Source organism: Pedobacter sp. AC190, from assembly GCF_979258025.1.
The window spans coordinates 4116054-4128679 of record NZ_OZ409824.1; the positions used below are offsets into that span (position 1 = coordinate 4116054).

The following is a 12626-nucleotide window of genomic DNA, read 5'->3' on the forward strand; positions in this document are numbered from 1 at the left end:
CAATTAATAACCAGCATTTTGACCTAAAGCAGGCGCCCTATTTAATTCATTTTGAGCAATTGGATATAAATAGTTTTTTGCAGTAAATACTCTGTTTTCTACAACAAAAGGTGTGTAGGTAAAGGTATTTGTACCAGTTTGAATAATACGCATTCCGCTTACGGCTTTATTGAAAGTCGATTCTCCTTCCTTCCATCTTCTAACATCAAAAAAGCGGTGTTCTTCAAAACATAGCTCTACTCTACGTTCGTTACGAATACGCTTACGTAGCTCAACCTGAGTAGGTGCTACATAACCGTTTCCTGCTGGATTAGTTGTTTGCAATGCAGGCATAGCTACACCGCTACGGGCACGAATTAAATTAATTGAAGAAAGTACTTGTGGCATTGCGCCAACACCTTGTGCCTCGTTTAAAGCTTCGGCATAATTTAGCAATATCTCTGCATATCTAAAAAATATCCAAGGACGACGAATATTAGTTGTAGTGCCTGCCCAAGATGCGCTTTCACTCAAGTATTTACGCATATAATAACCAGTTTTTGTTGCATTTACATTTAAATTCAGTCCGTCTTTACCACCAACGTAAGTGTCAACTGTTTTACCTTTAAATGTAGAGCCATTGTACATAATCGCAAAATTTAAGCGAGGATCGCGATTGGTGTAAGGAGCACTAGCTACATATCCTGAAGCAGCATCTGTAATCGCTCTGCCAGTTCGCATTTCAAATGCATCAACCAAATCTTGTGTTGGGTTTGTTCTGCCGTTTGCTGCGTCGTAACTAATTGGCGCATTGTTAGTTTCAATTGTAACGGTATTCAATGTACTTGTTGCAAAAATGGTTTCTGCATTAAATGCCCCCACGTTCCAAAGCCAAATATTTGGATAAGATGTGTAAATGCTGTGTTTACCGGTATCCATAACTCTTTTAGCAGCATCAGCAGCTAATTGCCATTTTGTTAAATCATTTGATGGATTGTATTGTGGACTAGCAGCGTACAACAATAATCTTGCTTTTAAAGCCATTGCTGCAGTTTGTGTTGCTCGTCCTCTATCTGTTGTTCTCCATTCTGTTGGCGATAAAGGTAGTCTTGAAATTGCCTCTTCACAATCATCTGATATTTGCTTTACACACTGATCAAATGTATTTCTTGGTAAATCCAAGTTATCATCTACAGCCAGCGTACGTGTAACAATTGGAAAAGAGCCATAGCGTTTTAGCAATTCAAACTCAAAAAAAGCTCTCAAGAATAATGCCTGCCCTTTTAAACGGGCAACTTGAGCTTCATAGGTTTGATTTGCTGGTACGTTTGCTGGTAACAACTCATCAATTGGGATAATTGCACTTCCATCAACTTTCTCTAAGAACATGTTCGCCTTACGGATGCCTACATACATATCAGAATAAACATCATCAAAAGTTCTTACAGGACTCCATGTTCCGTTGTTATAGGTATTAATTGTGGAGTTTAAGTTTGAGTTAACAGCTTCATCACTCCCCGAGGCTAAAATTGCACCATCGGTTAAGTTATATCTATCGGTTAAAACCGAATAAACATTATTTAAGAAGTTTCTTGCATAATCAGGATTAGCCCAAAGTTGTGCTTCTGTGATATCATTTGTTCCACTAAAAGAACCATCTTGCAAGAACTCTGATTTTTTACATCCAGCGAAATAAATTGCTGTTGTAAATAAAACGATATAGAATATATTTTTTTTCATTTTCTGCTCAATTAAAATTTCAGATTCATACCGAAAGAATAAATTTTCATATATGGATAAGAGGCACTATTGATACCACCAATGCTTGATGCATAACCCGATTCTGGCAATTCTGGGTCGACTGGTAAACCATTAAGTTTATCGAAGGTAAGTAGGTTTAATCCACTAACAAAAAACCTAAGCTGGCTTATTTTTAATTTTTTAAGGGTTGAAGCAGAAAGACTGTAGCCTAACTCTACATTTTTCAATCGAATGTAATCGCCTGAACGGATCCAAAAATCTGAGTTGGCTGTGTTGTTTCCACGATCAGATAAAAGTAATCTAGGAAATTGTGCATCCGTAGTTGTTGGTGTCCATCTATCCACACTAAACTGATTTAAGAAACCGTTATTGGTGGTTCCAGCATTTACAAGCTGCTGAATGTAAATAGAACGGCCACTTGTTCCCTGAAATAAGAAGTTCATATCTAAATTCTTAAATGCTAGTGAAGCTCCAAAACCAAAGTATGCTTTAGGTACAAAATTGAAATCGGTTCTAACTCTATCCAAGTCGTTAATAATTCCATCACCATTCTGATCAACATATCTGATATCGCCTGGCTTTACATCTCTTGATAAAAGTTGTTTCGGTGCAGCATCAATTTCTGCCTGACTTTGAAAAAGCCCCTTTGATATTAACATGGTACTAATGTATCCAGGATTTGTTGATGCGGTAGCAGAAGGCGCAATTACACTGGAGATTGGATGACCCAAAGCTTTTTGGTATTCAGGTAAATTTGCGGCTTCGTTAACCGCTAAAATTTTACTGGTATTGTAAGTAAAATTACCAAACACATTAAGATTAAAATCACCTAATTTTTTACCATAATTTATCCCCGTTTCAAAGCCTCTATACGACGCTTCTCCTTCATTTACATAGGTTAAGGTTTGCCCTAATAAACTTGGTAACTGAGAAGCAGTTGCTAGATTTTTTCTATCTTCATAAAAATAATCGGCACTAATTGATAAAGATTGTTTTAACAATTTGGCATCGAAACCAATACTGGTTTTATATGCTTTTTCCCAGGTTAAGAAAGGATTTGCCGCAGCCAGCTGTGCCGTACCACCTACACCAGTAAAGCCTGTACCAAAGGTATAACCAGTTGCGCTTCTGCTGTAGAAATTATTGAATGCAAATCTTCTGGCAGAACCAAGGGCATCGTTACCAACCAAACCATAAGATGCCCTTAGTTTTAAGAAATCAAGAACTGAAGCACTTCCTTTCATAAAACTCTCATCAGAAATGATCCATCCTCCAGATATTGCTGGAAAAAAGCCATATCTGTTTCCTGGAGCAAAGTTTTCAGATCCAGAAAAAGATCCAATTACATCTACAAAATAACGCTCTTTAAAATTATATGATAAACGGTTCGACCAGCCTTCACGTCTAATATCCAAGAAGCCAAATTGTGAATAGTTTTGTCTAGATACTCGCGTGGAGAACTTAATGCCATGTTGACCAAAAGTTCTGTCGTAATCCAAGCCTGCCCAAAATTCACTTTTCCTTAAATTACCAGAGAAAGCATTGGGTAAATAATCTACATTTTGTGCCGTTCCGTAAGTTTGATACACATTTGTTGGTAAAAGTTCTTGCGTTGCATAAGATTGCGTAAAACCCGAACGGTATAAACCAGCAATATCATAAGCGTAGTACACTTCTGCGGCTAAACCTTTCAGTACGCCATCCATCTTCTGTCTGGCACTGATAGTCGCAATCATATTACGAGTTAAATCTGTACTTGCACCTGCCGACTCTAACATTGCCAGCGGATTGCTTGATGTAAAAATCGATGTACCACCATAAGAGCCATTTGCGTTAAGAACTGGAAATGCATTTGGTGGTGTAGAATAAACTGCACTTAGAAAGTTTCCAGTACCTGCAGCAGGAAAATTTAATGTACTAATCCGACCACCAATATCTAAAGCCACATCTAAATTTTTATTTACATGCAGATCAATATTTGTTCTTAAATTATAACGGGAGAAATCTGTATTTGCATCGTAAGTTTCATTATTTCCGCCCTTATAAAATCCGCCTTGATTAAAGGCACTTAATAAAGCATAATACTTAATGAACGCATTTCCACCAGAAACTGATGCTACATAACGTTGAGTTGGAGCTACAGTTTTTGTAAAATCACGTACAAAGTTATTGTTGGGATATTTGTATGGATCACTTCCGCTTTGGTAGGCTTGTAAAGCTGTACCATCGTAAAAAGATGTACCGCCACTATTTATCGAAGCTTCGTTATATAAATTAGCATAGGTGTACGAATCTAATGGTTTAGTTACCTGTAAAGGAGCTTGTAAGCCTACTTGTCCATCAAAAGATACTTTGGTAGAAGTTGCACTTCCTCTTTTCGTTTTAACATAAATTACACCGTTTGCCGCATACATACCATACCAAGCTAATGTTGCGGCATCTTTTAAAACACTAATACTTTCAATTTCGCCCAAATCCATTGATCTGAAATCTCTTTCAATACCATCTACTAAAATTAATGGGTCTTGATTGCTATTATATGATGATCGTCCGCGGATTAAGAAACTCGCAACATCATAACCTGGTTGTTGAGAACCACTTGGGTAAATTGCTAAACCAGGCATTCTACCTGCAAAAACATTGGTTAACGATGAAGATGGAATTTGAGGAAGTGCATCAGCAGAAACTGTGCTAATTGATGCTGTAATTTCTCTTCTTTTTCTCACTCCGAAAGGAATGTAAACGTTATCATCATCACCAGCGTCAACCAAAGCTTTAGATAAAACAACCTGATCTTTGTTTACTTCGGTAGCTGGCTTTATAATCATTTTATAGCCGATAAATTTAAATACCAAAACATCGCTGGTACTTGCATCTATAGTAAATGAACCATCAGCGCCAGTAGTTACCGATTTATTCCTTTTATCTTCTTGAATTGTCACCACAACACCAGGAAGTGGTTTTTTATCCTGATCGACAACTTTACCTTTAACAGTTATGTCGGCATCTGGATTTTGTGCATATACATTGATTGTACCTACAAGGAAAAACAGTAAGCACGCTATATATCTTATTTTTGCTAAATTCATTATTAATAATCTTTTTAAAATAACACTAATAGATAACTATTCCCACCCTGGGTTTTGGATTAATACGCCTTTACTTTTGTAAATTTCTGTACGGGGAATTGGGTATAAATTCTGTTTATCTGTCCACGACTTTTGAAAACCAGCAGCTAAAACAAATGGTGTATAAGTAAATGACCCATTGGTGTTTCTGATTACTTCCATGCCTTTCATAGGCACAGCAATGGTTTGGGTTCCATTTTTCCAACGCATTATATCGTACCAGCGATGATCTTCAAAAGCAAGTTCAATTGCTCTTTCGTGTCTAATTACGGTGCGCATTTCATCCTGAGTCATGTTGGCTTTTAATCCGTAAAGATTATCTGCACCAGGATCTATTCCTGCTCTTTTTCTGATTAATATTAGCTGATCGTAAACAGAGGCATCTGGTCCAACTGCTTCATTTTGAGCTTCAGCATAATTCAACATAATTTCACCATATCTGAAATAGATATAATTTAGCAATGTTGTGCTACCACCCACAGTTCGGTAAACTTCTGGCCAGTATTTTTTACAGTAATATCTGGTTGCAGTGTAAGTTATGGTTGTATTATAATCTAATGCTCCTGCTGGAGTAGACCACATTTGAATTCTACGGCCCTGCCACGGTCTGTCGTTGTATATTATATTTGCATAAAAACGTGGTTCTCTGTTTAGATATGGCTGTTGAGGATTGTAACCAGATGTTGGATCTGTTATCGCTTTTCCGTTTGCCATTTCATACATATCTACATGGTTTTGAGTAGGATTCATTTGTCCTTGTGCACCACCAGAACCTGGCGACATAGAGAAATCCTGCATCATTTCACCTGCTAATGGTGTGTTCCCCTTAATTCTTATCATAATGTACTCAGGAGATGAAGGAACGTTTAACAAGTCTTCGTAAGAAGATTGCAGCGAATATCTTCCATCCATTAAAACAGCAGCTGCATCTGCTGCCGCTTTCCATTTTGCTTTATCTCCAGTAGCATTATTAAGCGGGCTGGCAGCATATAAGAGAACTCTTGCTTTTAGGGCCTGAGCAGCACCTTTTGTTGGTCGGCCATACATCGAAGCAGTGTAATCTGCATCGTTACCTAGTTTAGCAACCGCTATCTCTAAATCTGCTAGAAGGTATTTCGTAACTTCATCAAAAGAACTTCTTGGCAAATTAAGTTCATCATTCACTTCATATACCTTATCCACTATCGGTACTCCGCCAAATCTTTTTGTCAATTCAAAATAAGAAAGGGCTCTCAAAAATCTCATCTCACCCTCTACCCTTACTGGATCGAAAATTGAAACTGTTGCTGGCGGTGCTGGAGGAACACTTGATAGTTTTGCCAGCATTTTCGTTTCAATTGCTATACCAGCATACATCAAATTCCATATGGCCCCAATATCATTTAGAGATGGACCGGTAGAATGTTCGTGATATAAACCTCTGTTTAAAGATGTAATTGAACCTTCAGAGTTACCTGATACAGCTTCATCAGAAGCCTGAGACGTGCAACCACGATGATCATTAAATCGCACGTATTTATTAATTACATAATTATATGCATTATCGGCAAATTTAGCCGCTTGTGCGGGATCTGCAAATATCTGTTCTTCATTTAATGCTACTCCAGGTGTCCTTTCTAAAAAGTCCTTTTTACAAGAAACACTAGAAAGTATTAAAGTAAAGATGATTGTATATTTTAAATAGTTTTTCATGTTCTTAAAAAGTAAGATTTAAACCTAAGTTGTAAATTTTAGAGGTTGGATAAAGCGCTTGTAGTGGGAAAGCTGTATTTATCGTATTCACATTTTCGGGATCTATATAGAACTTGTATTTTGTCCAGGTGTAAAGATTTTGTCCTTGTAAGTAAATCCTTGCATTTGCTATTTTAATAGCTTCAGCCCATCTTTTTGGTAGAGTCCATGATAATTCGGCGTTTCTAATTTTTAAGTATGCAGAATTTTGTAACGTAAAATCATTTAGAGCATAATTTAACGATGCTGTACCTCGAGCGTGCAGTGCTGGCCACGTGGCAGTAGCAGCTGTTGCTGGGGTCCAGGCATCAAGCATAAACGGATACATTTGCTGTCCGTTATTTTGCTCATTTAAAATTACATTTGAGCTAACATTCGCTACGCCTTGAAATAAAATGGAAAATGAAAACCCTTTATAACTTAATCTTGGGCTAAAGCTGTAAACATATTCAGGTGTATTGCTATAGCCTATAGCTTTTTGATCGAGCGTAGTAATTTGTCCGTCTCCATCCAAATCTTTCATTTTCAAATCGCCTGGAATCGGACTAAAACCTTGCTGTTTTGGTGATGCAGCGATATCTGCGGCAGATTGATAAAAACCATCTGTAACGTAACCGAAAAACTGTCCAACGCGTGTTCCTTTTCTTACCGATGCTTCAGGCATTCCATCTGGCTCGTCGTTTTCAAGAATTTTATTTTTAGCAAAACTGATTTGAGCATTTAATCCAACGGTTAATTGTCCAAACTGTTTTTGGTAATCCATCTCAACCTCATACCCTTTGTTGTACACAATACCTTTATTTAACTTAGGGTAAGAGTGACCAAATAACGCAGAACCACTTAATGAATTGGTTAGGATATCACGACGAGTTTCATCAAATATATCCACATTCAGTTTTAAGGAATTTTTAAAGAAGATACTTTCTATTCCTAAATTTCGCTTTGTTCCTGTTTCCCAGGTTACCGCGTTATTTCCCAAGTTTGTGTCTCCGATAAAAAGTGTTGGAAAATTACTTATCGATAAAGGATTACCAAAGGGTGCCTGAGTATTTGCAGAATAACTTGTTAAATAGAGAAAACGTAAATCTGATATCTTATCGTTACCTACTAAACCATAACTACCTTTAATTTTAAAGTAATTTAAAATGTCGTTTTTCTTCCAGAATGGTTCATTGGTGAGTGCCCATGCTGCAGAAGCCGCTGGGAAAAAACCATACCTTAAACCTTTTGGAAAATTTTCTGAGCCGTTATAACCTGCGTTAAACTCAGCAAAATATCGTTCCTCATAATTATAGGCAACACGAGAAGCTAAACCTTGAACTGCTCTTGGCGGTGCGGTAAAAGCCGTTTCTCCAGTAGTTCGTACTAGCTGTCGAGTTCCTAATAATAAGCCAGTTACGCTGTGTTTACCGAAATGTCTATCATAATAAAAACCTGTTTGCAGGTTCATGTTGGTACTTCCCGAAGTTACTCCCCCACCTTGAACAGCACCAAGAGGCTCATCACGATTCCTCGTATCGGTTGATAAAGTTGAAGTTCCTGTTGCTGCATTATAAACATAAGCTGCCCAGTTTGCATTTCTTCGCTCAACGTTGTTATAGTAAGAATCGTAACCAAAGTTAGTTTTGAATGACAAACCTTTGGTAATAAAACCCAACTTATAATCAATATTAAAAGTACTTTCAATCGTATTTATATTATCGTTACGGGTACCAAAACGGGTTAGTATCGCGTAAGGATTCCAAATGTTGGTTCCAATATTTGGATTTGCCGTAATTCGGCCATCGGGCAAGGTTACAGGATAAGCATAAGCTGGGACCTGTAAAATACGAGAAATCATCCCCTCAATCGTATCGTAAGAAAAAGCAGACGAGGATAGAAGACCAGCTGGCTGATAACGATCTGCAAAGCGACCGCCTAATTTTAAACCAACAGTTAAATCTTTATTTAAATTAAAATCTAAATTTGATCTGAAATTATAACGATTGTAATTAGGAACCGTATTGATGCCATAAGGCGATTCAAATTTCTTAAATATACCATCTTGAAAAGAATAGCCTGCTGATACGAAGTATTTGGCAATTTTTGTTCCTCCGTTTATATTAATATTATGTTGAGTTTGGGTATAATATTTTTTGGTTAGATAATCGAACCACCTCACGTCAGGATGCCCAAGTGGATCAGAACCATCAGCAAACTTTTGTAAATCATCACTTGTAAAAAACGGTGCCTTCCCATCATTTGTATACGATTGGTTTAGCATAACCGCACTATCATAGGCTCCAGATCCAACAGCTAAACCAGTATAAGTTTGTTGGGCCAAGTTGCCTGTATAAGTAACCTTTGGCTTACCGATTTTACCCACTTTGGTGGTAATAACAATAATACCATTTGCACCTCTAATACCATAAATGGCGGTTGAAGCCGCATCTTTTAAAACTGTAATGGTTTCAATCTCATTCGGATCTACATCAGAAAAGCTTGGTCGCTCTATTCCATCAACCACTACAATTGCCGCATTGTTACTACCATAAGTAGCCACACCCCTCACTTTTAAAGATGCACCATCAGCCCCTGGCTGACCGCTTGTTTGCACCGCGATTAATCCAGGCAAACGTCCAATTAAGCTATTTGTTGGATTTGGTGTTGGCGATTTCATAATTTCCTCAGAATTTATTTGAGAAACAGCGCCTGTTAACGTAGATTTTTTCTGAACGCCATAGCCTACAACCATTACCTCTTCCAAGCCTTGGGTATCTTCTTCGAGACTTGTATTTATAGTTGTTTTACCTCCCGTTTGAAGTTCTTTTGTTGTATATCCGATACTTGCGAATACAATTGTTAAATTACCATTAGAAACACTTAAGGAAAATTTTCCATCCTCATTAGTAGCTGTGCCGTTTTGGGTTCCTTTAACCCTTACACTTACTCCAGGAATAGTTTCTCCTTTACTATCTCTTACTGTTCCTGTTAATGTTGTTTGTGCAAAAATTTCGGAACAATTAAAAAAAAGAAAAAATGCTAACGAATAAAGAATTTTCTTTCTTAAATCAAGCTGGTAGATAAAGAGAAGTTTTTCTTTAAAAATGTATAGTTTATCCATAATTAATTATATTGTTTATTTGGTTTTATTTTTCTGTTTTATAAATACCTGCATAGAGATTTCTTAGCAAAAAAAATGCAAAAAAATAGCCCCTTGCAGTTTATAACCGCATTTCTTTTGTTAAAGAATTTTAAGAAATCTGTTTTTTGTGCGCTAAAATTAAATCAATTGGTAGAGCCAAATGATGATGAATTTAACGGACTTTTTTTCTAGTGGGAAGTAGTGATTTGTGCATAGTTATTTGGTTAGTTGTGATTATTAATAACGAATGTATAAAACGGAGGATTATAAAATCACTCTTAAATGGCTAAAAACAACGAATACTCATTGCATATCTATTTCAAACGTTTGAAATAATTTCCAAAATTTTTCTTATCTATGCAATGGAGATTGGAAAAGAAGATGAATAATACGCCCGTTACGTTAAAATTTTTGGCAGAAAAGCTAAAAATGTCAGTATCAACAGTATCTAAAGCGCTTAATAACTACCCTACAATTAATGAATATACGAAGAAACGTGTTCAGGAAATGGCTCGCGATTTGCATTTTACGCCTAATAAATCGGCCATTAATTTAAAAGAACGTAAATCGAGAATTATAGGTATTATTCTTCCTAATTTATTAGACCATTTTTTTACCCGAAGTATTTATGGAGTTGAACAATTTGCTATGCAGCATGGGTACAACGTTATCATTGGGCAATCTCACGATGATTTAGAGAAAGAAATTCAATTGGCCAATATGCTTTTAAAAAGTAGGGTTGATGGGTTGATTGTAGCGATTTCGAAGAACACCCAAGATTTTTCTCACTTCGATCAGTTTGAGCAAATTGGCTTACCTGTTGTTTATTATACTCGTAACCCAAGTTTTAACTTAAACTGTCATAAAGTTTTAGGCAATACTTTTCAAGGATGTTACCAGGCTACAAAGTTTTTAATAGATAGAGGCCACAAAAAAATTGCTTATTTAGGTGGGCCAAAAATGATCAACTTTACACACGATCGGTTTAATGGTTATATTAATGCCTTAAAAGATAATAATGTTTCTTTTGATGCCACTTTAGTTGCGTACACAGATTTTGATAAGGAAAATACAATAACAGCCATTCAAAACTTATTTGCCGATGAAAGCAATATGCCTACGGCTTTGGTTGCTTTTAAAGAGCCTATATTATTTGATGCTTTGAAATATCTGAGAAGTATTAATCACCCAAAATTTAATGAGTTTGAATGCGTTGGTTTTGGAAACAACTCTTTTATCAGCTATTTGGATTCCCCCCCTATTGCTTCTATAGAAGAAAATCCTGAATCAGTTGGTGAAAATGCCATTAATCTGCTTCTAAAATTAATTAATAAGGAAATTGATATGGAAAATTATCAAAAAATAATGGTTGATTGCAAACTCGTTATTCACGATTCGAACTAAACTTTACGGATAGTTTTTGTCATCGCAGCAAATTAGCCTTATCTTGCAAACTTAATGGCACTATATTTTACATCTATAAATTCTGGTAGCAACGGTAATTGTTATTACATTGGTAATAAAGAAGAAGCTGTTTTAGTTGATGTTGGTTTGTCTTGCAAAGAAGTAGAAAAAAGGATGGCAAGACTTGGTTTAAGTCTTCAAAAAGTTAAAGCTATTTTTATTTCGCACGAACATAGCGACCACATCAGAGGTTTAGCTGTATTATCAAAAAAATACAACCTTCCAGTTTACATTACCACTAACACTTTAAAAAGCAGTAAACTGGTTTTAAATACAGATAATGTTTTCACATTTACACATCTCGAAACCATTAGCATTGGACAATTAAAAGTCTGCGCTTTTTCGAAATTTCATGATGCGGCAGATCCATTTAGCTTTACCGTTGAATATAATAATACAAGAGTTGGAATTTTCACTGATATAGGATCGGTTTGCGATAGGCTAATTTCTCAATTTAAAAATTGCCATGCAGCATTTTTAGAGGCAAATTATGATACCGATATGTTGGAAAACGGACGATATCCCTATCACTTAAAAAGAAGGATTACAAGTGGAAAAGGACATCTTTCGAACAAGCAAGCTTTAGAGTTATTTCTTAACCATAAGCCAGATTACATGAGCCATCTTTTACTCAGTCATTTATCAAAAGATAATAATGACCCTGTTTTGGTAGAAAAGTTATTTAAAGACGTTGCCGATAAAACTTTTGTAACCGTAGCCTCTCGTTATAACGAAAGCGATATCTATTTCACAACTCATCAAACTGATACAACAAACGAATATAACTTCGACCCACAACTTTACAAACCTGCACAACTTAATCTATTTTAAATTGAAAAATACCAAGTATTAGGTATTGTTTTAGCCTCATTATTTATAGAGGTTTGTTTCGTTAGGAATAAATCAACGGGACGATTTAAAATTAACATCAAAAAAGGGATTAATTAATTTTAATCTCTTTTTTTTGAAACAAATTTATTTCTTGATGGTTATATTAAAACTTCATAAATAGTTTGTTTGGTTTATTGGGGCTTATGGATTTAAGCCCCTTTCTCTTTTCTACGCAACCATATATTTATATCTAAACTAAAACATTTTATAGTTTGCTAGAATCAGTCCCAAACTGTGTATAATTAAACCATTGTAAAACTGAAATATGAATATTCCTTGTTTTAATATTTAGTGACCTTAATCGTTACAATTAGTCTGATATTTTATATAAAATATGCATACGATTTCATTATATTTGAAATGTATTTAAATACAACCAAACAAACGATTAATTACCAAATAGACCTAAGTTGTTTCATAAACAGCAACAATTATCCTATTTTTTAAAAAACAAAAGCTATCATTTATCTGATAATTTTTGATGTGAATTTAAGTCGACAACTCTCAATCATGACTAACAAAAAAAACAATTCAAGCCATCCAGTCGG

General features: G+C 35.8%; 6 protein-coding genes. 2 read left to right on the forward strand and 4 right to left on the reverse strand.

Translation table 11 applies throughout. The features are described from left to right. Positions 1 to 3: 3 nt before the first annotated feature. From ACZZZI_RS18120 to ACZZZI_RS18135, 4 genes are read right to left on the reverse strand one after another with little or no spacing between them, the layout of a single operon-like run. Positions 4 to 1719, reverse strand: coding sequence for a RagB/SusD family nutrient uptake outer membrane protein (locus ACZZZI_RS18120; protein ID WP_424059317.1), 1716 nt, complete (start codon positions 1717 to 1719; stop codon positions 4 to 6). 11 nt (positions 1720 to 1730) lie between these two features. After that, the gene (locus ACZZZI_RS18125; protein ID WP_463490469.1) at positions 1731 to 4829 is read right to left on the reverse strand and encodes a SusC/RagA family TonB-linked outer membrane protein; all 3099 of its coding nucleotides are present in this window, start codon (positions 4827 to 4829) and stop codon (positions 1731 to 1733) included. A gap of 36 nt (positions 4830 to 4865) precedes the next feature. After that, positions 4866 to 6560 (reverse strand): RagB/SusD family nutrient uptake outer membrane protein, encoded by a 1695-nt coding sequence (locus tag ACZZZI_RS18130; protein ID WP_463490471.1) that lies wholly within the window; start codon positions 6558 to 6560, stop codon positions 4866 to 4868. A gap of 4 nt (positions 6561 to 6564) precedes the next feature. Then, positions 6565 to 9702, reverse strand: coding sequence for a SusC/RagA family TonB-linked outer membrane protein (locus tag ACZZZI_RS18135; RefSeq protein WP_344764056.1), 3138 nt, complete (start codon positions 9700 to 9702; stop codon positions 6565 to 6567). A 402-nt stretch (positions 9703 to 10104) separates the two neighbouring features. Here ACZZZI_RS18135 and ACZZZI_RS18140 point away from each other — a divergent pair, with 402 nt between their 5' ends. Next, on the forward strand, positions 10105 to 11127 hold the full coding sequence (locus ACZZZI_RS18140; RefSeq protein ID WP_463491808.1) for a LacI family DNA-binding transcriptional regulator: 1023 nt from the start codon (positions 10105 to 10107) through the stop codon (positions 11125 to 11127). A gap of 54 nt (positions 11128 to 11181) precedes the next feature. Continuing rightward, positions 11182 to 12018, forward strand: a complete 837-nt coding sequence (locus ACZZZI_RS18145) for an MBL fold metallo-hydrolase (RefSeq protein WP_463490473.1) — start codon at positions 11182 to 11184, stop codon at positions 12016 to 12018. Positions 12019 to 12626 lie beyond the last annotated feature (608 nt).

Excerpts from the sequence above, each read along its gene's own strand:
- ACZZZI_RS18120 (WP_424059317.1), bottom strand. The coding sequence starts at position 1,719 with ATGAAAAAAAATATATTCTATATCGTTTTATTTACAACAGCAATTTAT.
- ACZZZI_RS18125 (WP_463490469.1), bottom strand. The coding sequence starts at position 4,829 with ATGAATTTAGCAAAAATAAGATATATAGCGTGCTTACTGTTTTTCCTT.
- ACZZZI_RS18130 (WP_463490471.1), bottom strand. The coding sequence starts at position 6,560 with ATGAAAAACTATTTAAAATATACAATCATCTTTACTTTAATACTTTCT.
- ACZZZI_RS18135 (WP_344764056.1), bottom strand. The coding sequence starts at position 9,702 with ATGGATAAACTATACATTTTTAAAGAAAAACTTCTCTTTATCTACCAG.
- ACZZZI_RS18140 (WP_463491808.1), top strand. The coding sequence starts at position 10,105 with ATGAATAATACGCCCGTTACGTTAAAATTTTTGGCAGAAAAGCTAAAA.
- ACZZZI_RS18145 (WP_463490473.1), top strand. The coding sequence starts at position 11,182 with ATGGCACTATATTTTACATCTATAAATTCTGGTAGCAACGGTAATTGT.